Here is a 25,060-nt window from a genome sequence, read left to right as displayed (position 1 = left end):
TGCCCAATATAAATACTTAGGAGAAGATCATGGGTTTGTTCGATAAACTGAAATCACTGGTTTCAGATGATAAAAAAGACAGTGGCACTATTGAAATCGTAGCTCCGTTGTCTGGTGAGATCGTCAACATCGAAGATGTTCCTGATGTTGTGTTTGCAGAGAAAATCGTTGGTGATGGCATAGCTATCAAGCCTTCAGGCAATAAAATGGTTGCTCCTGTTGACGGCACCATCGGTAAAATTTTCGAAACTAACCATGCTTTTTCTATCGAATCAGACAGCGGCATCGAGCTGTTCGTCCACTTCGGTATTGATACTGTTGAACTGAAAGGCGAAGGCTTTAAGCGTATCGCTGAAGAAGGCCAGCGCGTCAAAAAAGGTGATGTGGTTATTGAGTTCAATCTGGCCCTGCTGGAAGAGAAAGCCAAGTCTACACTGACGCCGGTGGTTATCTCTAACATGGACGAGATTAAAGAACTGATTAAACTCTCTGGCAGTGTCACTGTTGGTGAGACTCCGATTATTCGTATCAAAAAGTAATTTTATACGAGTGAAAAAACGGCGCCTAAGGGCGCCGTTTTTGTTAGCTAACATGACATGCGTTATAAACAAACCAGCTTAATTTGTCGTAGGCCAGCGCGGCATCCGTAAGGTAATCACCAAACCACCCAGCTCACTATTTCTGGCTTCAACCTGCCCACCATGCGCCAAGACCACTTTGCGTGTAATGGCTAAGCCCAAACCGTAACCTTTGCCAGACATAGCTGATTTGACACGCACGAAAGGGTCAAAAATACTGGATAACTTGCTTTCCTCCACTCCCGGCCCTTGGTCTGCGACCTGAATCTGGTAGCTCCACTCACTTGGTGAAAGTGTCACGCTAACCTGCTGGCCCTGACCAGAGAAACGCAGCGCATTGCGGACAATATTATCTATTGCCCGCCGCATCAACTCAGCATTGCCTTTGACAGTGTAGCCAACTTGCGGAGTCACCTGTAATAGGATTTCAACCCCCGGAACCTGTGCTTCATAGCGGGCATCATTGACCACAACTTTCACTAATTCATGTAAATCAAAATACTCTTCGTCATCGGCTATATTGTGATTCTCGGCACGAGAGAGTGCTAATAACTCGCCAATCATCTTATCCAGCCGTTCCGATTCGTGCTCAATGCGCTGTAAGGAGTTCTCGACGTTCACCGGGTTCTGCCGCGCCAAACCAATCGCCAATTGTAAACGGGCCAATGGCGAGCGTAACTCGTGAGAAACATCATGTAGCAGCTGTTCACGGGCACTGACCAACGCTTCCAGACGCTCGGCCATTGAGTCAAAATCCCGTGCCACTTCGGTCAGTTCATCGTGCCGTCGACGCATCACGGGTAACAACCGCACTGACAAATCCCCTTGGGCTACCCGCTCAAAACCGGCACGTAGCTGGCGCATAGGTCGCGTCAGGTTCCATGCCAATAGAGCACTGAAGAACAGTCCCCCCAGCACGCCCATCCAAATCATTGGAATGGGAATGTTCAGTATTTCATGGCGGCTCTCGCCAGTACCGTCCTGCTGATTGATCGCCCGTAATCCATCAATGTCATAACTGATACGATAATTTTGACCCTCTGGGCCTGTGACCCATGTCGTGACTTCCCTACTGTAAAACTCAGGTTCACGGCCTTTAGACGGCCGCGCCTTATTGGGTGGCTCCTCTGTTGCCGCGGGTATCTCAGTCGCAGGCAAAACAGAGAAATGATTTTTATCTGCCTCTGACCAGTTGGTCATCATGCTTTTTAGCGCAGGCAACCCACCGGCATGAAGTACCGAGGCCGCTGACGCGACCTGTAATTTGGCAATCTGCCGTACCATCTCACGCTCAGGTGGCTCGTGGCGATTACCATAGAAGGAAAACACCACCCACAGCATCTGAGTCATTAAAATGAAGGTCAGCCAAAATCCTAACAGGATTTTCCAAAACAACCGTCCGCGCATATCCTATCGACTCCACCAATAGCTATTATCTGATGCGATAGCCAATGCTACGTACCGTTTCAATATTTAGCGTGTTGCCCGCTAAGGCTGCAAGCTTTTGTCTGATATTGCTGATATGCACATCGACACTGCGGTCATAGGCTTCCCGCGGCCGCCCTAGCCCTTTAGCAGATAACTCATCTTTGGTGACAACACGTTCCGGAGAGCGCAGCAGGAGTTCCAGTAAATTAAACTCCGAAGCCGTCAAATCGAACGATTTACCTTGCCATTCACTGCTACGAGTCGACGGATTGAGGGTTAAGTCACCCTGAATGATGACACTGTCATCGGCGGATGACACATCAGGATGCTCATCAACGCGGCGCAATACCGCGCGCAACCGTGCCACCAATTCGCGTGGGTAGCAGGGTTTAGGCATGTAGTCATCAGCCCCCATCTCCAGGCCAATAACTCGGTCAATGTTGTCGCCTTTGGCTGTCAGCATAATAATAGGTAAACGACTTTTTTTACGCACTTGTCGTAATACATCAATGCCACTCATATCAGGCAACATAATGTCGAGAATCAAGGCGGTATACTCCCCGGACAAGGCACCTTCAATGCCCGCTTTGCCGGTTAATACCCGTTCGGCGTTAAACCCCTCGCCATTCAGGTATTCCCTCAACATCGTGCCCAGTTCAACATCATCATCGACTAACAAAATTTTCATGAATTCACTCTCCTGCCTGATTTCGGCTATTTTCATGCCTATTTGACTCGCGCGCAGCCAGTTTTACTCAATCCTTACATATTCTTGAGTTTCACTTAACTCACACTTATCGGGCCTTGGCGGTAAATTATCCCCCAGCACTTAGCTTCACTATTTTCTTAATTGTGGTTCAAGGATCTTTGATTGATGATGCAACAGGTTACCGGGTCGAAACGTCGCCTTATCGGGCTGGCTATTGTGCTACTGACCGCTGGCAGTGTACTGCTCTTTAGATGGATGTCACCGGCAGATAAACCCCATTTTATTACTGCCCCGGCAGAGATTCGCACTCTGGAACAAACCGTACTGGCTGATGGCACTCTCAAAGCACAAAAACAGGTCACGGTGGGCGCTCAGGTCTCTGGGCAAATTAAAGCTCTCCATGTGACCCTAGGACAAGCGGTTGAAAAAGGCCAGTTAGTGGCTGAAATTGATGATCTTACTCAGCAAAATGCCCTGAAAGATGCAGAAGAAGCCCTGAAAAACGTGCTGGCTCAGCGAGTAGCAAAAGTCGCGACGCAAAAAAATAATCAGTTAACCTACCAGCGTCAGCAACAGATTCTCGCCAAAGAGTTGGGGGTTCGGGCTGATTTTGATAGTGCCAAAGCAATATTAGACAGTACACAAGCCGAAATTAACGCGCTGGATGCACAAATTGCACAGGCGGAAATTGCCGTCAGCACCGCCAAACTCAATCTTGGTTATACCAAAATCAACTCACCGATTGCCGGGACAGTGGTGGCCATCCCGGTTGAAGAGGGACAAACCGTCAATGCGGTACAAAGTGCTCCGACAATCATTAAAGTCGCACAACTCCAGACCATGACGGTAGAGGCACAGATTTCTGAGGCTGATGTGGTGAAAGTCAACGCGGGCATGCCGGTTTACTTCACCATTTTAGGCGAACCTGAACAACGGTTCAGCGCGACGCTGCGGGCGATAGAACCGGCACCTGACTCAATCAACGATGAAACCACCACCACATCATCAAGTAGCAGTTCCAGCTCTTCCACCACCACCGCTATTTACTATAACGGCTTGTTTGATGTCGCCAACCCGCATGGAGCATTGCGTATTTCAATGACTGCGCAGGTGTATATCGTGCTGCACAAAGCCGAGGATACCGTGGTTATTCCCGCAACCGCACTGGAAAATAGCAATGGGCGCTATCAGGTACAAGTGGTTGATGAAAATGGAAAAATAGGCCATCGCGCAGTCACCGTCGGGATAAACAATCATGTCGATGCTCAGATTCTGTCTGGCTTGCAAGCCGGGGAGCAGGTCATTGTTAGTCAGGCGAATGTTGCCGCCTCCAACAGTAAGGCCCAACACATGGGGCCGCCAATGGGGATGTAACTGATGCCAGATATCAACCAGGGTAAGATTTTACTGCAACTCGATAACGTTAGCCGTTGGTTTAGTATTGGCGATAAAGACGTGGGTGCAGCAACCGTTAAAGTATTAAAAAATATCAATCTGACCATTCACAGTGGCGAAATGGTGGCCATTGTCGGGGCATCAGGCTCCGGTAAATCGACACTGATGAATATTCTTGGATGCCTAGATAAACCTAGCTCTGGTGAGTACCTGGTGGCTGGGCGTATTCCCTTACATCTGGATAGAGATGCATTAGCTGAATTACGCCGCGAACACTTTGGCTTTATTTTTCAGCGTTACCATTTACTGAATGATTTAAATGCACGAGAAAATGTTGAAATTCCAGCTATTTATGCAGGCATTGAGCATGAGGAGCGGCGTCAGCGAGCCACTAACCTTTTGTCACGTCTTGGCTTGGCTGACCGGCTGGATTATCGCCCAAGTCAGCTTTCTGGCGGGCAACAGCAGCGGGTTAGTATTGCCAGAGCACTGATGAATGGCGGAGAAGTCATTCTGGCTGATGAGCCCACCGGTGCACTCGATACTCATAGCGGCAATGAAGTATTAAATATTCTCAAAAATTTACATCGGCAAGGCCATACGGTTGTTATTGTCACTCATGACATGTCGATTGCTGAACATGCTCAGCGGATTATCGAACTCCGAGACGGCGAGGTGATTGCCGATAGACAAAAACCGCAGATCGTATCAACAGAAATAGATCCAGAAATTAGTAATATTGAAAAAGAGCCAGACACGGCCAATAAAGCGCCGTTATCACCTTGGAAAGCACAGTATGACCGCCTACAAGAGGCGTTCAAAATGGCCTTATTGGCAATGTCAGCGCAACGCTTGCGTACGGTGTTGACCATGCTGGGAATTATTATCGGTATTGCATCAGTGGTCTCTGTCGTGGCACTAGGAAAAGGGTCACAACAGCAGGTTTTAGCTAACATCAGTGCCATGGGTACCAGCACATTAGAAATTTTCCCCGGTAAAGATTTCGGTGATATGCGCTCTGCGGCAATTCACACATTGCGGGCCGCCGACGCCGATGCACTGGCACAACAAGGTTATATTCACAGCACTACCCCGACAGTCTCCACCAGTACCACCTTGCGCTACGGTAATAAATCCGTGAGCGGCACGGTAAATGGGGTTGGCGAGCAATATTTTTTGGTGCGTGGTTACACCATCGACCAAGGAATGGCCTTTAACCGCATCAGTGTCAATAACCTGATGCAAGAAGCGGTGATTGATGAAAACACCCGCGATAAGCTGTTTCCCAATGGCGAAACACCTCTTGGAAAAGTCATTTTGCTCGGTTCACTGCCCTGTCGGGTGATTGGTGTCGTGGCCAGAAAACAGAGTGGATTTGGTAGTGACGAGAATCTCAATGTGTGGATCCCTTATACCGCCGCAATGAAACGTATGCTCGGTCAGTCCTATTTGAAAAGTATCACTGTGCGCGTTAACGATGATATCGATCTGGCTAATGCCGAGCAGGGAGTGACCAAGCTGCTAACGCAACGTCACGGGACACAGGATTTTTTCGTTATGAACACCGACAGTATCCGGCAAACCATCGAGAAAACCAGCTCGACGATGACATTGCTGGTGTCGATGATAGCGGTTATTTCATTGGTGGTCGGTGGTATTGGGGTGATGAATATCATGTTGGTTTCAGTCACTGAGCGTACCCGAGAGATTGGTGTAAGAATGGCGGTCGGAGCACGTGCAAGCGATATTATGCAGCAATTTTTAATTGAGGCTGTGCTGGTGTGCTTGCTAGGTGGTTGCCTCGGGGTGGTGTTATCTCTGGGGATTGGCTTGGTATTCAGTCAATTTAGCAGTAACTTTTCGATGGTTTACTCGGCTACATCAATTATTGCGGCATTTTTCTGTTCCAGTTTGATTGGCGTAATCTTTGGTTTTTTCCCCGCCAAACGAGCGGCAGAGATGGATCCGATCAGGGCTTTAGAGCGGGAATAAGTGCTGGGGAACCATGTTCCCCACGCTATCTTTTTGGTGAGAGGCGGATAGTTCGGAATTCGGTTGATTATCGTTCAGTGATTATTGAGCCGCTATCACCTTCGATTAGTCAAAAACCCCAGTCGATAAATAGCGATCTCCGCGGTCGCATATAATTGCCACAATCACCGCCCCTGGGTTTTCCGCCGCCACTTGCAATGCTCCTGCTACCGCGCCACCGGAGCTAACACCGCAGAAGATCCCCTCCTCCGTTGCCAGGCGGCGCATGGTCTGCTCGGCAGAGAGTTGACTGATATCCAGAACTTTATCCACCAGTTCGGGGCGGAAAATCCCCGGCATATATTCAGGTGACCAACGGCGAATCCCCGGAATGCTGCTACCTTCAGCCGGTTGTAGGCCAATAATCCTAACCTGTGGGTTTTGGCTTTTCAGATACTGGCTAACACCGGTAATGGTGCCGGTGGTGCCCATGCTGGAGACAAAATGGCTCACTTGACCGGCGGTTTGTTGCCAAATCTCTGGCCCGGTGCCAATGAAATGCGCGTACGGATTATCGGTATTATTAAACTGATCCAGCACCTTGCCCTGCCCATCAGCCTGCATCATTAATGCCTGATCGCGCGCGCCTTCCATACCTTGCTCACGGCTGACCAAAATAAGCTCGGCTCCGTAAGCACGCATCGCGGCCTGCCGCTCCTGGCTCATGTTCTCCGGCATCAGTAATTTCAACCGATAACCTTTCATGGCGGCAATCATCGCCAATGCAATGCCGGTATTCCCACTGGTTGCCTCAATCAATACATCACCCGGCGCAATTTCCCCACGTCGCTCAGCCTGCTGGATCATGGCAAGTGCTGCGCGGTCTTTTACCGAACCCGCCGGATTGTTGCCTTCCAGTTTGACCCAAATCTGGGCATTCAGCCCTTGGCTCAAGCGTTGCAGTTTTACCAGTGGTGTATTGCCGATGCAGTGTTCAAGGGTTGTCACGTTAATTACCTTTAAATACCCTTCGCCCTTGAAGTGGCAGCGGTTTTCACAGCTACTTCAAGGAGGAAGGGTATGATTCTGTGTCTACAAAAAGAAGAAAAACTTATCAGGCGCTTTGGGCTAAAGCAATGGGTTGCAATAATTGATCGCCAGAATATAAGCGGGCATTTAATCCGCCAACATAGTAACGATTACCGCGTACCGGGGCGTCAATATTGCCCTCTGGCAACACAACACTAATAGGATCTTGATGCCAGCCAATAGGTTGCACCGTCAATTGCCAGAAGTGACCGCGTGGGCTAACTTCCAGTACTTGAACCGGCAATGGGCAGCGGTCACTTGATTGTGTGCTGACTTCCATCTCCCAAGGGCGCAGGAATAAATCGACACTGCCCTGATGCATTGGCGCTAAGTCTAACGGCCAGTGATGAGCACCAATAAACAGTTGTGACCCGCGAATTTCGCCACTCAGACGGTTAACTTCACCAAGGAATTCCAATACAAAACGGGTCGCAGGGTCGCGCCACACTTCATCTGGCGTCCCGACCTGTTCAATATTGCCTTGGCTCATCACCACCACGCGATCCGCCACTTCCATGGCTTCTTCCTGATCATGAGTCACAAACACACTGGTGAATTTCAGTTCTTCGTGTAGCTGGCGCAACCAGCGGCGCAATTCTTTACGCACCTGTGCATCCAGCGCGCCGAAAGGCTCATCCAACAGCAGGATTTGTGGCTCGACCGCCAATGCACGTGCCAGAGCGACACGCTGTTTTTGACCGCCAGAAAGTTGAGAAGGATAACGATTTGCCAGGTGGCCTAATTGCACCATTTCTAACAATTGTTCCACTTTTTGCTTAATAGCCGCTGCATTCGGCCGCTCACGCCGTGGTAACACCGTCAAACCGAAGGCTATGTTATCGAACACCGTCATATGGCGGAACAGTGCATAGTGCTGGAACACAAAACCAACGCGCCGATCCCGTGCATGCAGGCGGCTGACGTCAGTGCCGTGAAAACTTAAGCGCCCGGCATTCTGGTTCTCTAGCCCGGCGATAATGCGCAACAGGGTTGTTTTCCCCGAACCGGATGGGCCAAGCAAAGCCACCATCTGACCAGAAGGAATATCCAGTGAGATGTTGTTCAGTACTTTGGTGCGACCAAAATACTTGCTGATATTATCAATCTCAATGCTCATGCTTTTGCTCCTGTTCGAGACGAACCACTTGGCGTGCTAAGCGCCATTGCAGGCCGCTTTTCAGAAAAAGGGTCACGATTGCCATCAGAGTCAATAACGCGGCGGCAGTAAATGCCCCGGCGGTATTGTAATCCTGATGCAGCAATTCAACTTGCAGCGGCAAGGTGTAAGTCTCGCCACGAATAGAACCAGATACCACGGATACCGCGCCAAACTCACCGATAGCGCGGGCATTGGTCAACACCACGCCATACAGCAGTGCCCAGCGAATATTGGGTAGTGTCACTCGGCGGAACATCTGCCAGCCAGAAGCACCAAGCAACACCGCCGCCTCATCTTCCTGACTGCCCTGACTCATCATCACCGGTACCAATTCGCGCACCACAAACGGGCAGGTGACAAAAACGGTTACCAGCACCATGCCAGGCCACGAGAACATCAATTGGATATCGTGAGAGTCCAACCAACCGCCGACAATGCCGTTTGAACCGTAAAACAGCAGGTACATCAAACCGGCCACGACGGGCGAAACCGCAAATGGGATATCAATTAACGTCATCAATAACTGGCGGCCAGGGAAGATAAATCGGGTTACCAACCAAGCCAGCACCACGCCAAACACCAGATTGACCGGCACAGTGATCAACGCGACCAATACCGTCAGCCAGATGGCGTGTAACATATCTGGGTCGACTAAATTCTGTACCACCACCTCATACCCTTTCGAGAAGGCGGTGATAAAGATCCACACCATCGGGATCACCAGCAGTAAAAACGAAAACAGCGCACCAATAGTTATTAGCGTCCATTTACCCCAGTTAATTGGCGGGCGGGCCACGCCGTTAAATTCTGAAATATCAGCCATTAGTGCCCGCCTATCCGCCGACCAAAGCGGCTTTGTAAGGTGTTAATCCCAAACAGCAACACCAGTGAAACCGCCAGAATCACCGACGCGATGGCACTGGCTGCCGGGTAATCAAATTCTTGCAAGCGGATGAAAATCATCAACGAGGTCACTTCGGTCTTCCAGGCAAGGTTGCCGGCAATAAAGATAACGGCACCGAACTCCCCCAGACTGCGGGTAAAGGATAATGCCGTGCCTGCTAACAAGGCGGGAGCCAGTTCTGGCATCACCACTAAACGGAAACTCTGCCAGCGGCTGGCACCTAAAGTTTCTGCCGCTTCTTCATATTCTGGCCCTAACTCTTCCAATACCGGCTGCACTGTGCGCACCACAAATGGCAAGCTGGTGAAAGCCATGGCGACGGCAATCCCAAGCCAGGTAAAGGAAACTTTGATACCGAACTCGTTTAACCAGGCACCATACCAGCCAGTGGTGGAGAACAGTGTCGCCAGTGTTAGCCCCGCCACCGCAGTGGGTAGAGCGAATGGCAAATCCATCAAACCATCCAGTAAACTGCGGCCGGGAAATTGATAGCGCGTTAAGATCCAAGCCATCAACATGCCAAATACCGCATTAAATACACTTGCCACGCCCGCAGCCAGTAAGGTCACTTTATAAGCAGCGACCACCTGAGGGTTGGTAATCACCTCCCAATATTGCGCCCAGCTCATTTGGCCGACCTGCATCACTAATGCACTGAGGGGTAATAGCAAGATCAGGCAGGTGTAAAGCAGGCTGCTCCCAAGACTGAGGGTAAATCCGGGCAGAACCCGTTTACTGGATGCCGACAACATTACTGATGCCCTTCCGCTAACAATTTATCCAGCTCACCACCGGTCGCGAAATGGGTACTCATCACTTGTGGCCAGCTACCAAACTGGTCTTCAACACGGAATAATTTGGTTTCCGGGAATTGGGATTTTGCCGCTTCCATTGCCGCTTTGTCATAGACGCGGTAATTAAAGCTGGTGATAACTTGCTGTGCCGGTGGGCTATACAGGTAAGTGAGGTAAGCTTTGGCAGCTTTTTCAGTGCCATTCTTCTCGACATTTTTATCCACCCAAGCCACAGGGAATTCCGCCAAGATATCGACCGGCGGAACAATCACTTCATATTTGTCACTGCCATACTCTTTGCGAATGTTATTGACTTCGGATTCGAAACTGATCAGCACATCACCCAAACCCCGCTCAACGAAAGTGGTGGTTGCCCCGCGGCCGCCAGTATCAAATACCACTACGTTTTTCAGGAAGCGTTTCATCCAGTCACGAGTTTTAGCCTCATCCTGACCATTGGCTTGCTGAGTCGCGCCCCAAGCCGCCAGATAGGTGTAACGGCCATTACCTGAGGTTTTGGGATTCGGGAACACCAGTTTGACGTCCTCGCGCACTAAGTCATCCCAATTGTGAATATTCTTAGGATTGTCCTTGCGTACCAGGAAAGCCATGGTGGAGTAGAATGGCGAGCTGTTATTCGGCAGGCGAGCTTGCCAGTCAGCCGGGATCAAATTGCCACGGTCATGCAAAATTTGCACATCCGTCACTTGGTTATAGGTCACCACATCGGCTTTCAGACCCTGCAAGATAGCCAGCGCTTGCTTGGATGAACCCGCATGGGATTGTTTGATAGTCAGTTTGTCGCCGGGATTTTGTTGTTCCCATTGTTGCTGGAAACCCGGATTCAGTGCAGTGAATAACTCGCGGGAGACATCATAAGAGCTGTTGAGCAACTCAGTGGCGCAGACTGTTGCACTGCTGAAAATTAACGCGCTTAATAGGGCGGCACGGGTTAATCCTTTACGGGTAGTTTTCGTCACTGAGGTCTGTTTCATTCTGCACCTTATTCACTGAGTTCATTCACCAAGCATCTACCATTCATTACAAATGATGAGCTTTAATATCTTCAGTGTATTTATAACTAGGTGCATACCTATAACGGTTTTATATACCGTTTAGTGATGTTCAAGTATCAAATGCTCTAAGCCAGTCACAACGCAGGTCGTCAGCTGGTTACTATACTGTTCTTCGCCCAGTAAAAAGCCCAGCCGACCCGCGCTGGGCAATACTCCTCGACCTATCCCAGTTATTGAGGCTGCAGATAGGCGGCAAGCTCCCCCTTGCCGCATCAATAACAACGTTTATTTCTGTGTAACCACCGCCGCACTCGTTGAACCAATTGCGCCACTGAATGGTTTACCGTCGATGGCATCCACCATCCGCAAGCCAGAAGGCCGTATCCAGCGCTGTACGCGGGATGGCATATCAAAACCAATTAGTAGAATAACGACAAATGTCAGGCTGAATGAGAGCGAGCCAAGTGCGGTTCCCAGACTTAAGTGCTGAGCAATTGACGCCCCCAGAATCGGTGCTAATGCACCACCCAGTGCGCCGACGTTGTAGGTAAAGCCCAACCCCGCAGCACGTTGTTCAGTATCAAAATAACCACCAAGCAGTTTTGGCAACAACCCGGCAATCCCCTGCCCTAGCATCTGTTGCAGGAACAGTAAGCCACCCAAGAACAAAATGCTGCTGCCCTGAATCGCGAACAGGGGAATTATCAATAATTGTGAAATCAGCAAACTGGTCACATAGGCCTTACGGGTACCTAGCCAATCACCTAGGAAGCCGCCCACACAACAGCCCACCGCCGCACCAAATCCACTGAAAAACAGCACATTACCCACGGTATGCGGGTCATACCCCAAATCCATTTTCAGATAAGTAGGTAACAGTGCTTGAATCGGCCATGAATAGAGGAAGGCGCAGAACACCACCACCATCAGCATCACGCCAGTCGGCCAACGCTCACCACTGGTTTGAACCATAAAGTAGATAAATATCGCGGCACAAAGAATAGCGAGGACCACTATCAGTGGTGTCGATACCATGCCGGTAAAACAAGCATAAAGAGAAGCCGCGGCAAAAATTGTCAGAGCAATATTCAGGTAGCTCAAATTGCTGCGATACAGAATATCCACCATATTGCGATCTTTCGTCTGCTTAGATTGCTGCTGTTTGCTTTGAGATTTTTCCCAATCTTCAGCTTCGGGTAGATTTTTTCGCAGCCACAATGCAAAGATAATTGGCAGTAATCCAATGTAGAACAGCATACGCCAGCCAAATGCTGGAACCACGTAGCTATAGGCCTGAGCCGCTAATACTGCGCCGATAGAGAAGCCAGAAATCAGGAAGCCACTGGCTTTGTTACGCATATTCTTCGGCCAACTTTCCATCACGTAAGTGGAGCTGGAACCATACTCCCCCGCCATGCCAATACCAATAACCAGCCGGGCGATAAACAGTGTGGTGTAACCCGGTGCTAAACCACAGGCCAAGGTACCAACGGAAAACAGCACAATACTGGTGATCATCGCCAGCTTACGGCCATAACGGTCACCCATGGCCCCCAGAACCAAGCCACCGAACCAGCGCGAAATAAAGGCGGCTGAAATCAGGCTGGTGGCTTGAATCAGTGTCAAACCGAATTCTTGTTTAATATCAGTCAGAACCAGAGTGATAAGAACAAAATCAAAACCGTCCAGGGCATAACCGATCCAAGCGGCAATAAATGCCTTCCATTGCGCTGGTGTCAGTTGCTTATACCAACGCACGGGTTTGTCTCCACGAGATTTTTTATCTGCACAGGGTTGTACTGAAGTGCTCATATCGTCGCTCTCTCTCTACCACCAGCTAACTTAACTGGCAGAAACTGTTTTCCTCGCGGCAGGTTTAACCCTAGCAACTGATTGTTTAACAACACTTAATCTGTCACTACCTGACGGTTATCGCCACATTTATATTTTCGCGGTTTAACTCCAAATAAAACAAAGTAAAGGAGTAAAACTCCATTTGAGTGTATAAGATCAAACTGCTATTTCAATTACAATGTGTCTAAAACGTGACAAAGATGACGAAATGCTGAAAAGAGTGAGACTAACAACCGGATGGAGGGGGTTTACCACTGCGGGAGGTATATCACCGCCGTAGTGGCTAAGTATTGCAGCAGGAATGTATTATCGGTCATCCATTTTGGCTGACAGCTTGAGTGGTTTTGCGTTTAATGCTCTCTGCCTGGGCCGGATCCGCTTTAACCAGCAAGGCATAAATCAGGTCTAATACAAATAATTGCGCGATTTTGGTACCAATAGAGTCGCCCTGCAATTGCCCCTGACGGTTACCATTAATCAATACATAATCTGCCAGCTCAGTAATGGTGGACCCCATATTGTGTGTCAAGGCCACGGTGGTGGCACCGGCTTGCTTGGCCAATTTCAAGGCATGCACCGTTTCCGCCGAAGTCCCCGAATGACTAATACCGATTGCCACATCACCAGGGTGCATCAAAGAGGCCTGCATATACATAAAATGGTTATTGGTCGCTGCATCGACCCGTAATCCGATGCGCATCAATTTGCCTTTGGCATCTTCCGCAGTAATACCCGAGGAACCGACACCAAAAATACAGATGCGATCGGCTGGACGCAGCAATTTAACAACCTGCTCGACACTCTCGATAGAGAGTAAGTTGAGTGTCTCTGACAATACGTTATTAATCGCCGACTGCAATTTAGCGCCAATCGCCAGCGTATCATCCCCCTCTTGCACGTCAGCATCTAACAGACTGTTTTCACTGTTATGGCGAGTCGCCACCTCAATGGCCAAGTCCATTTTGAAATCCTGAAACCCTTTATAACCCAGCGTCCGGCAGAAACGGATAATCGTGGCCTCTCCAGCTTGCGTAAGCGAGGATAGCTCAGCAATGGAAAGCTGAGTCACTTTGGCAGGCTCAGCCAAAATATACGCGGCAATACGCTGTGCTGAGCGGGTTAGGCTATTTTGCATCGCACCCAAGGCATCAAGGATTTTACCTGGCTTAAAACGGGGAGCACCAGTTTTCACGCGGACACCTCAAGGGAAAGAAAGTTGACGGATAGAAGACAGTTATGGGGCGCATCATTACATAATTGGCCCACTTCGTGAAGATAAATGGCAGCGTGGTACCGGGTGAGATCAATAAAAAAACCCCGGGGGACCGGGGAAGATGTCAAAGATTACGTGCGTTATTATTATATGAAAATCATTACCATAGTCTGTTTCACAACAGGCTATGGTGGACTTTAACTACCACCTTTTTGATGGTGCCTGAGCCGGTAATCTGACAGCCGGGTTTATGAGGCTCACCCGGTAAAAACACCGCAAACATCCCCGGCAGCATACGTAATTGGCTGTTATCTGGAATATCAGACATCAGTTGGTAATCATCGTCGGCATGATAAGGCTCTAAATGCTTGGTCGGTGTCAGAGTTGAATATTCAATCCCTTCAATACCCTTAATCAACAGTTGGACGTCGGCGTAGGTGCGGTGCATTTCCGCTTTCTTATTTTCAGCCGGCTGAGTATCGAACTCCATCACATTCATGAATATTAGTTCGCCATCAATTTCATGGCGTCCACAGCTTAACTCCGCCAAAGGTTGCTCGGCCAAATAAGCTAAAACCCATTGTAGTCGTTCAGATAATCCACCCAAAAACGCTGTTTGTGTTAATGATCCGCTGATCATCGCGATCCTCTCATTTTACTGATCAATATCGAGTTCCAAAAATCATGAATGTTGTGCCGGTGCTGGCTACAACGTCAATGACCTAGGGTATGTCTGGCCCACAATGCCGCACCTAATAAGCCACTATCCTGCCGATGATGAGCCGCCTGAACAGGCACGCGGTAGATTTCTGGTAATGTTTTTTGCACACCAATAATCCGTTCTAAATATCCCACCGCCAGACCGACACTGCCCCCCAGAATCACCATCTCCAGATCCAGTGCCATCTTCATATCTGCCAGCATCTGAGCAATGGCGGTCGCGGAGCGGTTGATAATATTTTCAGCCTGAACATGGCCAAGTTGAGCCATTTCAAACACTTTGGCAGCAGCTACCGGTTGCTTCCAACCCAATGTTTCAGCACCAATAGCCGTGCCAGAAGCCACACTTTCGACACATCCACGGCGACCACACCCACACAGCAAACCATGGGGATCAGCTAATGTGTGGCCAATGTGACCAGCCAAACCGTGATTCCCCTCCAGCAGCTCTTTATTCAAAATGATGCCGCCACCCACTCCTGTGGAAACCGTCACAAACATCATATTGCCGCAATCATCACTAACAGCCTGATACTCAGCCCAAGCGGCAGCCTGCCCATCGTTGAGCAGCACACAAGGTAAATCTGCAATTGATTGAATACAATCTTGCAGCGAGAAATCGGCCAGCCCACCAAGATTGGCAGGATTCAGTGCGGTCAGACGCCCGGCACTGATAATGCCGGTTGAGGCAACAGCTATAAAATCAACCAGATGCCGATAAGGCGCGATTAAAGTTTCCAGCGCTATAGCCAGCTGTGCGGCCCCACCTCGTGGTGTGGCAATTTGCTGACGGCCAATCAACATGCCGCTTTCTGTCACCACTGCAGCAGCAATTTTTGTTCCACCGATATCCAGTGCCAACACTTTTCCCATCAGGTGTAACCCTCTTGCACTTGTAATAAATAAAATGACGATAGCTGAACAACTATGGCAATTCTTTAATTAAAACTCCATTATTATTTTTAATTTGGAGTTGAACTCCCATCACTTCTAAAGAGAGCCTTTAACTAAAGCAATTGGAGTTGCACCCTAAAAGTAAAAGATCTAACATTATTGGAGTTAAGCTTCATTTTGTTAAAATTTACGGAGCTAAAAACCGTATGTAACCTGACTGCGAGTGACCTGACTATGAGTAACACAAGTAATCTCCGCCACAAGCTCCAAAATGGATTGATCGCTTCTTGCCAACCGGTGCCCGGCAGTGCCATGGATACTCCCGCTATTGTGGCGGCAATGGCAAAGGCGGCACTGGACGGCGGCGCAGTTGGTCTACGTGTTGAAGGCATAAGAAATATAGCAGCGGTACGTCGGATTACCGATGCGCCTATTATTGGCATTATTAAACGCGACCTACCCGACTCCGAGGTCAGAATTACTCCCTGGCTGGAAGATGTGGATGAACTGAGTGCCGTTGGTGCCGACATTATCGCTTTTGATGTTACTTGCCGCCCTCGCCCAGTATCGGTTGAAGAGCTCTATCAGCGAGTGCAGGCGACTGGCTGCCTAGCAATGGCTGATGCCTCCAACATTGAAGATGGCTTATTGGCTCATCGATTGGGCATCGACTTTATTGGCACCACACTATCTGGTTATACGCAAAATCCAGTGCCAACCGAACCGGATTTGGCGCTGGTCAAACAGTTATCCCAAGCAGGTTGTCGAGTGATTGCCGAAGGCCGTTATCATTCACCGGCCCTCGCCGCCGCCGCCATATCCGCGGGTGCTTATGCAGTGACAGTCGGCTCTGCCATTACCCGAATTGAACATATTTGCGGCTGGTTCTGTGATGCTATCGCGCAGTACTCGCCCCAAGAACAGGCGGTATCTGGCAACAGGTTAGAAAAATGCCAAGCCACAAAACTGACCGAATACTGATTGCTATTATTGTGACCTCAGGGTCACCTTTGTGATTAATTAAGGACGCGTATGAAAAAGTTAACAGGTTTGATTGCCGCTCCGCACACTCCCTTTGATGAATTGGGTGAAGTTAATTATCCCGTCATCGACCAAATTGCCGAGCATCTGGTCAATGATGGTGTAAAAGGCGTGTATGTTTGTGGCACCACTGGCGAAGGTATTCATTGTTCGGTTGAAGAGCGCAAAAAAATTGCCGAGCGCTGGGTAAAAGCGGCGCAAGGTAAACTGAGTATTACCTTGCATACTGGCGCATTGAGCATTAAAGATGCCGTCGACCTGTCTCGCCATGCCGAAACACTGGATATCTTTGCCACGTCAGCGATTGGCCCTTGCTTCTTCAAGCCCGGTAATATTGACGATTTAATTGCCTATTGCCAAGCCATTGCAGCGGCGGCTCCATCGAAAGGTTTCTATTACTATCACTCAGGGATGTCCGGCGTGAATTTGGATATGGAACAATTCCTGATCAAAGCAGAATCAAAAATCCCAAATCTGTCAGGGATTAAATTCAATAATGCGGATTTGTATGAGTTCCAGCGCTGCCTGCGGGTCAGTGGCGGCAAATTTGATATTCCATTTGGTGTAGATGAACATTTACCGGGTGGGTTGGCAGTCGGGGCTATTGGTGCAGTCGGCAGCACTTATAACTATGCCGCTCCATTGTTCCAAAAGATCATTGCTGATTTTAATGCGGGAAATCAAGCTGCAGTTCAACGCAGTATGGATCAGGTCATCGCGCTTATTCGGGTGTTGGTCGAGTTTGGTGGTGTTGCCGCCGGTAAAGCGGCGATGCAATTACACGGTATTGATGCCGGTAACCCTCGTCTGCCCTTGCGCGCACTGACCAAAGAACAAAAACAAACGGTGGTAAATAGAATGCGTGATGCTATCTATCCTGCTTAATTAAAGTGATGGCTAGGCACAAAAAAATAGAAAGGCCGGATATCCGACCTTTCTGTTATCCGCTTGGATATTATAGCGATAATAATTTGGTCAGTGACGGCGCAAAATAGTAACTGCCGGTGACTGGCTTACTAAAGCCGAGTAACAAATCATGTTTACCGTCTAATGAGCCAAACATGCTCAATAATTGCTGTTCGATATTATGTAAGCGCGCGCAATAAGCAATGAAATATAGGCCATGTTTGCCGCTGGCAGTTCCATACGGCAAACTTTGGCGCAGAATTTTCAACCCTTTGCCATCTTCTTTAAGATCAACACGGCTAACATGGGAAGTATCCGGGCGCTGATCTGAAGCCAATTCCTGGCTATCTAGTTTGGTGCGCCCAACAATTTGCTCTTGTTTACTCTCGGGGATACGTTGCCATTTTTTCAGGTCATGCTCATAGCGCTGAACTAATATATAGCTGCCACCAGCATCCTCTTCACCTTCTGCAATTACCGCCACTTCGGGACGACTCTCCCCTTGCGGGTTCTCGGTGCCATCAATAAAGCCGGTAAAATCCCGCTCTTCCACCCAGCGGAAGCCATGAGTCTCTTCTTCAACCGCAATCGCATCACCAAATGCAGCCAGCGCAGCTTGCGCTAAGGTAAAGTTGATATCCTGCCGCAGTGACTGAATATGAATCAATAAATCACGTTGAGTAGCAGGAGCTATTATTGGCGCTTTACCCAAGGGGACAAAAGGCTTTAACTCTTTTGCACCCTTACCATTCGATAAGTCATGCCAAACATCTGAACCGAAAGCAATAACCGCACCCAAATGTTCATTGGGGAATTTTTGCTGTAATCCTTCTAATGTCTGGCAGAATTTTTTGCATCCCTGACGAATAGCATCAAATTCACCTTGCACTTTTGCTTCCATAAAAATGGCAAAACGGCAGTGTTCCAGCAAAATGCCACTCTGAACTTGAGTCATATTCTTTCCTTACTAGAGATCGATATTGGTTATGCTGGATATAATAACTGAAGCGATAAAAATAACCTTGCGTCAGCGCAAAATAATATTGAGCACGGAAATAGGGCATCGAGGAGTGTAAAAATATTATTAAGGCGCTAAAGATAACCTGCGCCTTAATTAGGATTTACCAGAAGATAATAATATTTATTCGCTTTTAGCACGCCAAATAATCTTACTCACTTTCCAGCTTTGCAGCGTATCATCCGATGGCATTAATCCTTCTGGGCCATGCCAGTCGCCATCAAATAAATAGCTAACATGCGAACTGTTTGGCGCAACACATTCTATCTGTGCGGCATCATCGCCAGTGCCCATTTGACAAGCGCCAAAGGCTTTTTTATATAACTCGCTAAATGGCGTACCTATCGTCACACCCCATTGGCTAGGAATACTTTTATCCATCACATCGATTCGCTCTACCGTGCCTTTCGGCTGGCCAGAAATAACCAGTTTGATTTGGTCTTCCTTCATTGCCTGATAGAAAGATACCAGCTTGCCATCATTAGTTGCCATACCACTACGCAACCGATAATCGCCTTTCAGACCTTCTTTAATGTCACTCTCTGTCAGTGGTGTGCTGGCGGTGATCCCACCGACACCATTATCAGTAACCTGCATACTGCTGCTGCCACTGAACCAATTAAGTGGAGACAAACTTGACCAAGAAAAACCGGACATGCTCGAACACCCGGCCAACAACAAAGGGGCCCCCAGTAATAACAAGCGCACCCCAGAAAACCGTGGGCGAATATTCATCTAACACTCCTTAAGAAAACCACTGCATCCAATAAGCCTTGCCGCAAAGTAACAGCAACAAAAGCAAGATAGGGACAGTTGAAAAAAGATAACCAGAGATTGGAGTCCGTACGGCTGAAAAAGTGCCCTAACCCTCAATGCTTTCATCATTAGACCCGCAATCACCTCACCGAATCAGCTTAAATGGGTCAGAAGAAAAGACGCCGATAGGGTTGATAAGAAAGAGTTTATCCCCATTTATACTTATAGAATCTGGATATTTCACGGTTGATTACCTTACTATTAAGCAAATTCCAACGCTATATTGGTCTAGTATTGGGTAACGTGAGGCTGGTTAGGCCTCAGTTTTCAGATGTCATTATTCATGCATTGAAGGAGCAATAAAATGAAGAAACTCACCTTAGCGGCCACCTTAGTTATGTTATGCAGCACCCCATTCTTGGCTCAAAGTGCAACAAATACCGCACAAGGAGGTTTTGATGGCCCGGCAACGACACAGACTCAGCCGGTAACCCAAGGCGGATTTTCTGGTCCTAATGCCAGCAATACCACAGTAGATAAAGTCAAAACTATGCGCGATGACGCCCATGTCACTCTGCAAGGAAATATCACCGAGCGCTTAGGCCACGAGACATATACTTTCCGTGACGGCACCGGTACCATTACTGTTGATATTGATGACAAACGCTGGAATGGCCAAACCATTACGCCACAAGATAAAGTGCAAATCGAAGGGAAAGTTGATAAAGACTGGAACTCTGTGGAAGTTGATGTGAAGAAAATAACCAAGATTAAGTAATTAATTGCTGATCTCCTATCCTCTACCTTTTGGGATGCATGAGGATAGGATTATTATATTAATTAGCGGAAAGTCACCTCAAATACGGGGGATTAAAAAGCCCCCGATTAATCGCTTGTTAGCATTTTTAAATAACCCTCAATACTCTTGATCGACAATCAGCCGTTTGCCCAGCATAATGCTGTCTTGGGTTTCGTAATCGAGCTTTTCATACATGCCAATCACTGCGTCATTATCTTCGCGCAGCATGATATTGAGCTTCGGGCAGCCGCGGGCAATTAATTTCTTTTCTAACCGGCTGATCAGCGCATTGGCAAAGCCACGACCACGGAAGTCGGGATGAACCCCTAAATAATAAGCAGAACCACGATGGCCGTCATAACCCCCCATCACCGAACCGACAATGGCTCCGCTGACTTCAGCCACTAAAAACAATTCGGGGTCATGATTGAGCTTACGTTCAATATCCATTTCCGGATCATTCCAAGGCCGCAACAAGTCACAATGCTCCCACAGCAGAATCACTTCTTCAAAATCGTCTTGCTGAAATACGCGGATTTCCATGGATGTTCGCACCCTTGAGTAAAATGGATATTCTGACTATTACGCAATATTATATCACGCAATAGTAAAGTGATATTTCCCGCCGCGGTAGAACATAATAATCTTTAACGAGAACCGGATAAATCTTGTCTCATTCCTGCCGCGATCAGCGCTAATCCACACTGAGAGTACAATAATAAGGGTGAATCAAGGTATACTTAGCCCCTGAAAATTTCCAGGTAACCAGAACCCTCCCATGAATTTACCCGATATCACCCAAGTCAAAGCCTACCTGCTGGATTTGCAGGATAAAATCAGTACTGCACTGAGTGAGGCCGATGGCCGTGCCGAATTCACCGAGGAAAACTGGACGCGTGAAGAAGGAGGCGGTGGTCGCAGCCGGGTATTGATCAATGGGGCGGTATTCGAACAAGCTGGCGTAAACTTTTCACATGTTTCAGGTGCCACGCTACCGGCATCTGCCACAGCACATCGGCCCGAACTAGCAGGGCGCAGTTTTCAAGCGTTGGGCGTCTCACTGGTCATTCATCCACTGAGCCCTTATTTGCCTACCAGCCATGCCAATGTGCGTTTTTTTATTGCTGAAAAACCCGGTGAAGAGCCAGTATGGTGGTTTGGCGGTGGCTTTGACTTAACCCCTTTCTATGGGTTTGAGGAAGATGCCATTCACTGGCACCAAACTGCATGGCAGTTGTGTCAGCCATTTGGTGAAGATATCTATCCGCGCTATAAAAAATGGTGCGATGACTATTTCTATATCAAGCACCGCAATGAGGCACGAGGTATTGGTGGCCTGTTCTTTGATGATTTGAATAGCCCCGATTTTGATACCTGCTTTAACTTTACTCAAGCGGTGGGCGATGGCTTCCTTGATGCCTATCTGCCCATCGTTGCACGGCGCAAGGCGCTGAGTTGGGGTGAGCGCGAGCGTCAGTTCCAGCTTTACCGCCGTGGCCGCTATGTGGAATTCAATCTGGTATGGGATCGCGGTACCTTATTTGGCTTACAAACCGGTGGTCGCACCGAGTCTATTTTGATGTCGCTGCCACCTTTGGTGCGTTGGGAATATAACTATCAACCGGCCCCCGATAGCGCTGAAGCCGCACTGTATCGCGATTTTCTACCCGTAAAAGATTGGTTAGCCGTAGGAGAACAACACTGATGCAGATTTGGGTTGATGCGGACGCCTGTCCGAATGTTATTAAAGAGGTGTTATTTCGTGCCGCAGACCGTACCAGCATGATGGTGACTTTGGTGGCTAATCAGCCATTGAAAACCCCGCCTTCGAAATATATTCGGACCTTACAAGTAGCGGCTGGTTTTGATGTCGCCGACAACGAGATAGTGCAGCGTGTAGAGAAAAATGATCTGGTGATCACCGCTGATATTCCACTGGCAGCAGAGGTCATTGAGAAAGGTGCTATCGCCCTCAATCCACGAGGGGAACGCTATACTCCAGACACCATCCGTGAGCGTCTCAATATGCGTGATTTTATGGATACCATGCGCGCCAGCGGTATTCAGACTGGTGGCCCCAATACCCTAAATCAGCGCGACCGTCAGCAATTTGCCAATGAGCTGGATAAATGGTTACAGCAAGCCAGCAAAGCCCGCCGCTAGATTTTCCCCAGAAAAGTAAAAACCCGCACCAGGCGGGTTTGATTGACAACAGCGAATACGAATATCAAAGGGGTTGGGTTTGCGCTTCCACCACCGCTAACGCCACCATATTCACGATACGGCGCACTGAAGCAATCTGCGTCAGAATATGAACAGGTTTTGCCACGCCCATCAATACCGGACCGACCGTTACCCCCTCAGAAGAAGTCACTCGCAGCAAGTTATAGCTGATTCGTGCGGCTTCCATATTGGGCATAATCAATATGTTAGCGGCCCCTTTCAGTGGGCTGTCCGGCATTAAGTCATGGCGAATGCTTGGAACGAGCGCCGCATCGCCGTGCATTTCACCGTCAATTTCCAGCTCTGGGGCCATCTGATTGACCAATTCCAATGTCCGCCGCATTTTACGCGCGGCCGGGCAGTCTGATGAACCAAAGCTGGAATGCGATAATAATGCCACTTTTGGCTCGATACCGAAGCGACGCACGGTTTCGGCCGCCATTAGGGTGATCTCGGCCAGTTGTTCTGGCGTCGGGTCATCATTGACGTAGGTATCGGCAATAAAGGTATTACCCGTTGGCAGCAATAATGCATTCATTGCCCCTGCCACATGTGCTCCTTCACGGAAGCCGAACACTTTCTCAACCACATCATAATGCTCATGATAAGTCCCGATGGTGCCGCAAATCATGGCATCGGCTTCGCCGCGATGCACCATGATGGAGCCAATCAACGTTGGGTTGCCAATCACTGCACGCCGCGCCTGTTCTTGCGAGACACCGCGGCGTTTCATGATTTGATAGTATTCATGCCAGTATTCATTAAAGCGTGGATCCGACTCGTTATTCACCACTTCAAAGTCTTTTCCGGCAATAATGTGCAGGCCCAGTTTCTTCAGCCGGGTCTCAATCACACTTGGGCGACCAATCAGAATGGGATATGCCAGCCCTTGAGAAACCAGCTCCTGAGTTGCATGTAATACCCGCTCCTCTTCCCCTTCTGCCAATACCACCCGTTTCATCTCTTTTTTCGCTTGAGAGAAAATCGGTTTCATGAACAGATTGGTTTTGTAGACGAACTCCGTCAGTTTCTCAACATAGGCGCTAAAGTCGGTGATTGGACGAGTTGCCACACCGGAATCCATCGCCGCTTTTGCTACGGCCGGGGCAATTTTCACAATCAGGCGCGGGTCAAATGGCTTAGGAATAATATATTCGGGGCCGAAGGAAAGGTCTTGTTCACCATAGGCCGATGCCACCACATCACTCTGCTCAGCCAATGCCAGGTCAGCAATGGCGTGTACACAGGCCAGCTTCATTTCTTCATTAATAGTCGTTGCGCCGACATCCAGTGCGCCACGGAAGATAAACGGGAAACACAGCACGTTGTTAACCTGATTCGGATAATCCGAACGACCGGTACAGATAATCGCATCTGGACGCACGGCTTTTGCCAGTGGTGGCAGGATTTCAGGTTCCGGGTTGGCCAGCGCCAGAATGAGCGGGCTAGGTGCCATGGTTTTTACCATGTCTGGCGTTAATACACCGGGACCGGAACAACCTAAGAAAATATCAGCGTCAGGAATGGCATCACCCAGTGTACGCTGGCCGTTATCCTCAATGGCATAGGCCGCTTTGGTTTGCTCCATATTGGCTTCACGGCCTTTATAGATAACGCCCTTAGAATCACAGACTGTAATATTGTGATGTTTTAATCCCAAGGCGACCAACAGGTTCAGACAAGCAATGGAGGCCGCCCCAGCGCCAGAAACCACCAGTTTCACATCGCTGATATCTTTCTTCACGACGCGCAGGCCGTTAAGCACTGCCGCGGTACAGATAATGGCCGTGCCATGCTGATCATCATGGAACACCGGGATCTTCATGCGCTCCCGCAATTTCTGTTCAATATAGAAACATTCCGGCGCTTTGATATCTTCCAGATTGATGCCGCCAAAAGTCGGTTCCAACGAGGCGATAATATCAATCAGTTTGTCCGGGTTGTGCTCATCCACTTCAATATCGAACACATCAATGCCGGAGAATTTCTTAAACAGCACCCCCTTACCTTCCATTACCGGCTTGCCCGCCAACGCGCCAATATTCCCCAGCCCCAGCACCGCAGTGCCGTTAGAAATAACCGCAACCAAGTTACCGCGGGCCGTGTATTTATAGGCCGCTAAAGGATCAGCAGCAATTTCCAGACACGGAGCTGCAACTCCGGGAGAATATGCCAGCGCCAAATCCCGTTGAGTCGCTAGCGGTTTGGTGGGTGACACCTGAATTTTCCCCGGTGTTGGATATTGGTGGAAATCAAGCGCACTCTGTTTCAATTGTTCGTCCATTGTAGGTTCCCTTTGCTTTTATTCTTTGAGGTTATACCCAAGCCACTTGAAGTTGCAGGTCGGCAGCAAGTGAACGAACCCAATGAGCTTAATCAGGTCAGTGATTCGGGTGAGTGAATGTAGCTAACACCGCTGCGACTTCAAGGATGAAGGGTATATATGACCAATAACAGAACCAGTATAGTGAGTGATTTATCACAATCTATGAAGCAGGGCATACTCTGCATAACATTTTTGTATCAACAGGAGGATTTGCTTATCAATCAGCGGCGATCATCAACAAATGGGGAGTCAATGCCGCCTAGATGA

The 25,060-nt window shown here is 48.8% G+C and carries 23 protein-coding genes; 8 read left to right on the top strand and 15 right to left on the bottom strand.

Translation table 11 applies throughout. The features are described 5' to 3' along the window. Positions 1 to 29: 29 nt before the first annotated feature. Entirely contained in the window at positions 30 to 539 is a 510-nt protein-coding gene (crr, locus tag DJ58_RS17060; RefSeq protein ID WP_004392561.1) for a PTS glucose transporter subunit IIA, read from the top strand. Between the two features lie 78 nt (positions 540 to 617). On the opposite strand, the gene DJ58_RS17065 is transcribed toward crr, so the two are convergent. Further along, a complete protein-coding gene (locus DJ58_RS17065) occupies positions 618 to 1,985 on the bottom strand; it encodes an ATP-binding protein (RefSeq protein ID WP_004712630.1) in 1,368 nt (455 codons plus the stop codon). Positions 1,986 to 2,010: 25 nt separating this feature from the next. After that, entirely contained in the window at positions 2,011 to 2,694 is a 684-nt protein-coding gene (locus DJ58_RS17070) for a response regulator transcription factor (protein WP_032913200.1), read from the bottom strand. A 189-nt stretch (positions 2,695 to 2,883) separates the two neighbouring features. Here DJ58_RS17070 and DJ58_RS17075 point away from each other — a divergent pair, with 189 nt between their 5' ends. Together DJ58_RS17075 and DJ58_RS17080 are read left to right on the top strand one after the other, a co-directional pair. Beyond that, the gene (locus DJ58_RS17075) at positions 2,884 to 4,089 is read left to right on the top strand and encodes an efflux RND transporter periplasmic adaptor subunit (RefSeq protein ID WP_032910746.1); all 1,206 of its coding nucleotides are present in this window, start codon (positions 2,884 to 2,886) and stop codon (positions 4,087 to 4,089) included. A gap of 3 nt (positions 4,090 to 4,092) precedes the next feature. Then, positions 4,093 to 6,102: a MacB family efflux pump subunit gene (locus DJ58_RS17080; RefSeq protein WP_004707708.1), complete on the top strand. Its 2,010-nt coding sequence runs from the start codon at positions 4,093 to 4,095 to the stop codon at positions 6,100 to 6,102. 105 nt (positions 6,103 to 6,207) lie between these two features. On the opposite strand, the gene cysM is transcribed toward DJ58_RS17080, so the two are convergent. From cysM to DJ58_RS17125, 9 genes are all read right to left on the bottom strand, one after another. Beyond that, on the bottom strand, positions 6,208 to 7,089 hold the full coding sequence (gene cysM, locus DJ58_RS17085; RefSeq protein WP_004707709.1) for a cysteine synthase CysM: 882 nt from the start codon (positions 7,087 to 7,089) through the stop codon (positions 6,208 to 6,210). A gap of 106 nt (positions 7,090 to 7,195) precedes the next feature. Continuing rightward, positions 7,196 to 8,287: a sulfate/thiosulfate ABC transporter ATP-binding protein CysA gene (gene cysA, locus DJ58_RS17090; protein WP_032910701.1), complete on the bottom strand. Its 1,092-nt coding sequence runs from the start codon at positions 8,285 to 8,287 to the stop codon at positions 7,196 to 7,198. Beyond that, positions 8,277 to 9,152: a sulfate/thiosulfate ABC transporter permease CysW gene (gene cysW / locus DJ58_RS17095; protein WP_004707713.1), complete on the bottom strand. Its 876-nt coding sequence runs from the start codon at positions 9,150 to 9,152 to the stop codon at positions 8,277 to 8,279. The genes cysA and cysW overlap by 11 nt, the downstream gene beginning before the upstream one ends. Beyond that, on the bottom strand, positions 9,152 to 9,985 hold the full coding sequence (gene cysT, locus DJ58_RS17100) for a sulfate/thiosulfate ABC transporter permease CysT (RefSeq protein WP_032910702.1): 834 nt from the start codon (positions 9,983 to 9,985) through the stop codon (positions 9,152 to 9,154). The genes cysW and cysT overlap by 1 nt, the downstream gene beginning before the upstream one ends. Continuing rightward, complete coding sequence (locus tag DJ58_RS17105; protein WP_004707715.1) at positions 9,985 to 11,022, bottom strand: sulfate ABC transporter substrate-binding protein; 1,038 nt, start codon at positions 11,020 to 11,022, stop codon at positions 9,985 to 9,987. The genes cysT and DJ58_RS17105 overlap by 1 nt, the downstream gene beginning before the upstream one ends. 306 nt (positions 11,023 to 11,328) lie before the next feature. Further along, the gene (locus tag DJ58_RS17110; RefSeq protein WP_004707717.1) at positions 11,329 to 12,855 is read right to left on the bottom strand and encodes an MFS transporter; all 1,527 of its coding nucleotides are present in this window, start codon (positions 12,853 to 12,855) and stop codon (positions 11,329 to 11,331) included. Positions 12,856 to 13,210: 355 nt separating this feature from the next. After that, positions 13,211 to 14,032: a MurR/RpiR family transcriptional regulator gene (locus tag DJ58_RS17115; RefSeq protein WP_462511213.1), complete on the bottom strand. Its 822-nt coding sequence runs from the start codon at positions 14,030 to 14,032 to the stop codon at positions 13,211 to 13,213. 253 nt (positions 14,033 to 14,285) lie between these two features. Then, positions 14,286 to 14,750: an N-acetylneuraminate anomerase gene (gene nanQ / locus DJ58_RS17120; RefSeq protein WP_004707721.1), complete on the bottom strand. Its 465-nt coding sequence runs from the start codon at positions 14,748 to 14,750 to the stop codon at positions 14,286 to 14,288. A gap of 74 nt (positions 14,751 to 14,824) precedes the next feature. Beyond that, entirely contained in the window at positions 14,825 to 15,703 is an 879-nt protein-coding gene (locus DJ58_RS17125; RefSeq protein ID WP_004707722.1) for an N-acetylmannosamine kinase, read from the bottom strand. Positions 15,704 to 15,958: 255 nt separating this feature from the next. On the opposite strand from DJ58_RS17125, the gene DJ58_RS0121600 reads away from it, so the two are divergent. Together DJ58_RS0121600 and DJ58_RS17130 are read left to right on the top strand one after the other, a co-directional pair. Continuing rightward, positions 15,959 to 16,705 carry an N-acetylmannosamine-6-phosphate 2-epimerase gene (locus tag DJ58_RS0121600; RefSeq protein ID WP_071985022.1) on the top strand — a complete coding sequence of 249 codons (747 nt, stop codon included), beginning with the start codon at positions 15,959 to 15,961 and terminating at the stop codon, positions 16,703 to 16,705. A gap of 51 nt (positions 16,706 to 16,756) precedes the next feature. Continuing rightward, complete coding sequence (locus DJ58_RS17130) at positions 16,757 to 17,650, top strand: dihydrodipicolinate synthase family protein (protein ID WP_004707726.1); 894 nt, start codon at positions 16,757 to 16,759, stop codon at positions 17,648 to 17,650. A gap of 70 nt (positions 17,651 to 17,720) precedes the next feature. Here DJ58_RS17130 and DJ58_RS17135 read toward each other — a convergent pair whose 3' ends face one another. Together DJ58_RS17135 and DJ58_RS17140 are read right to left on the bottom strand one after the other, a co-directional pair. Beyond that, complete coding sequence (locus tag DJ58_RS17135; protein ID WP_004707729.1) at positions 17,721 to 18,626, bottom strand: Dyp-type peroxidase; 906 nt, start codon at positions 18,624 to 18,626, stop codon at positions 17,721 to 17,723. A 186-nt stretch (positions 18,627 to 18,812) separates the two neighbouring features. Then, on the bottom strand, positions 18,813 to 19,424 hold the full coding sequence (locus tag DJ58_RS17140) for an RpoE-regulated lipoprotein (RefSeq protein ID WP_004707730.1): 612 nt from the start codon (positions 19,422 to 19,424) through the stop codon (positions 18,813 to 18,815). A 385-nt stretch (positions 19,425 to 19,809) separates the two neighbouring features. On the opposite strand from DJ58_RS17140, the gene DJ58_RS17145 reads away from it, so the two are divergent. Further along, complete coding sequence (locus tag DJ58_RS17145) at positions 19,810 to 20,223, top strand: YgiW/YdeI family stress tolerance OB fold protein (RefSeq protein WP_004707732.1); 414 nt, start codon at positions 19,810 to 19,812, stop codon at positions 20,221 to 20,223. Between the two features lie 138 nt (positions 20,224 to 20,361). Here the strand turns inward: DJ58_RS17145 and DJ58_RS17150 are convergent, their stop codons facing one another. Beyond that, positions 20,362 to 20,787, bottom strand: a complete 426-nt coding sequence (locus tag DJ58_RS17150) for a GNAT family acetyltransferase (protein ID WP_004707734.1) — start codon at positions 20,785 to 20,787, stop codon at positions 20,362 to 20,364. 235 nt (positions 20,788 to 21,022) lie between these two features. On the opposite strand from DJ58_RS17150, the gene hemF reads away from it, so the two are divergent. Both hemF and DJ58_RS17160 read left to right on the top strand, forming a co-directional pair. Next, complete coding sequence (gene hemF, locus DJ58_RS17155; protein WP_004707735.1) at positions 21,023 to 21,949, top strand: oxygen-dependent coproporphyrinogen oxidase; 927 nt, start codon at positions 21,023 to 21,025, stop codon at positions 21,947 to 21,949. Then, complete coding sequence (locus DJ58_RS17160) at positions 21,949 to 22,407, top strand: YaiI/YqxD family protein (RefSeq protein ID WP_032910703.1); 459 nt, start codon at positions 21,949 to 21,951, stop codon at positions 22,405 to 22,407. Before hemF ends, DJ58_RS17160 begins: the two co-directional genes overlap by 1 nt. Before the next feature lie 64 nt (positions 22,408 to 22,471). On the opposite strand, the gene maeB is transcribed toward DJ58_RS17160, so the two are convergent. After that, positions 22,472 to 24,751, bottom strand: coding sequence for an NADP-dependent oxaloacetate-decarboxylating malate dehydrogenase (maeB, locus tag DJ58_RS17165; protein WP_004707738.1), 2,280 nt, complete (start codon positions 24,749 to 24,751; stop codon positions 22,472 to 22,474). Positions 24,752 to 25,060 lie beyond the last annotated feature (309 nt).

The sequence above is a fragment of the Yersinia frederiksenii ATCC 33641 genome (genome assembly GCF_000754805.1).
Lineage (GTDB): Bacteria > Pseudomonadota > Gammaproteobacteria > Enterobacterales > Enterobacteriaceae > Yersinia > Yersinia frederiksenii.
The sequence above is the reverse complement of the archived record's forward strand: the minus strand, read 5'-3'. Positions and strand labels throughout refer to the sequence as shown.

Coding starts and splice junctions, on each gene's coding strand:
- DJ58_RS17110 (WP_004707717.1), bottom strand. CDS start 12,855: ATGAGCACTTCAGTACAACCCTGTGCAGATAAAAAATCTCGTGGAGAC.
- DJ58_RS17065 (WP_004712630.1), bottom strand. CDS start 1,985: ATGCGCGGACGGTTGTTTTGGAAAATCCTGTTAGGATTTTGGCTGACC.
- DJ58_RS17145 (WP_004707732.1), top strand. CDS start 19,810: ATGAAGAAACTCACCTTAGCGGCCACCTTAGTTATGTTATGCAGCACC.
- DJ58_RS17070 (WP_032913200.1), bottom strand. CDS start 2,694: ATGAAAATTTTGTTAGTCGATGATGATGTTGAACTGGGCACGATGTTG.
- DJ58_RS17115 (WP_462511213.1), bottom strand. CDS start 14,032: ATGCAAAATAGCCTAACCCGCTCAGCACAGCGTATTGCCGCGTATATT.
- DJ58_RS0121600 (WP_071985022.1), top strand. CDS start 15,959: ATGAGTAACACAAGTAATCTCCGCCACAAGCTCCAAAATGGATTGATC.
- cysW (WP_004707713.1), bottom strand. CDS start 9,152: ATGGCTGATATTTCAGAATTTAACGGCGTGGCCCGCCCGCCAATTAAC.
- DJ58_RS17135 (WP_004707729.1), bottom strand. CDS start 18,626: ATGACTCAAGTTCAGAGTGGCATTTTGCTGGAACACTGCCGTTTTGCC.
- DJ58_RS17125 (WP_004707722.1), bottom strand. CDS start 15,703: ATGGGAAAAGTGTTGGCACTGGATATCGGTGGAACAAAAATTGCTGCT.
- DJ58_RS17130 (WP_004707726.1), top strand. CDS start 16,757: ATGAAAAAGTTAACAGGTTTGATTGCCGCTCCGCACACTCCCTTTGAT.
- nanQ (WP_004707721.1), bottom strand. CDS start 14,750: ATGATCAGCGGATCATTAACACAAACAGCGTTTTTGGGTGGATTATCT.
- cysT (WP_032910702.1), bottom strand. CDS start 9,985: ATGTTGTCGGCATCCAGTAAACGGGTTCTGCCCGGATTTACCCTCAGT.
- DJ58_RS17150 (WP_004707734.1), bottom strand. CDS start 20,787: ATGGAAATCCGCGTATTTCAGCAAGACGATTTTGAAGAAGTGATTCTG.
- crr (WP_004392561.1), top strand. CDS start 30: ATGGGTTTGTTCGATAAACTGAAATCACTGGTTTCAGATGATAAAAAA.
- cysA (WP_032910701.1), bottom strand. CDS start 8,287: ATGAGCATTGAGATTGATAATATCAGCAAGTATTTTGGTCGCACCAAA.
- maeB (WP_004707738.1), bottom strand. CDS start 24,751: ATGGACGAACAATTGAAACAGAGTGCGCTTGATTTCCACCAATATCCA.
- DJ58_RS17075 (WP_032910746.1), top strand. CDS start 2,884: ATGCAACAGGTTACCGGGTCGAAACGTCGCCTTATCGGGCTGGCTATT.
- DJ58_RS17140 (WP_004707730.1), bottom strand. CDS start 19,424: ATGAATATTCGCCCACGGTTTTCTGGGGTGCGCTTGTTATTACTGGGG.
- DJ58_RS17160 (WP_032910703.1), top strand. CDS start 21,949: ATGCAGATTTGGGTTGATGCGGACGCCTGTCCGAATGTTATTAAAGAG.
- DJ58_RS17105 (WP_004707715.1), bottom strand. CDS start 11,022: ATGAAACAGACCTCAGTGACGAAAACTACCCGTAAAGGATTAACCCGT.
- DJ58_RS17080 (WP_004707708.1), top strand. CDS start 4,093: ATGCCAGATATCAACCAGGGTAAGATTTTACTGCAACTCGATAACGTT.
- hemF (WP_004707735.1), top strand. CDS start 21,023: ATGAATTTACCCGATATCACCCAAGTCAAAGCCTACCTGCTGGATTTG.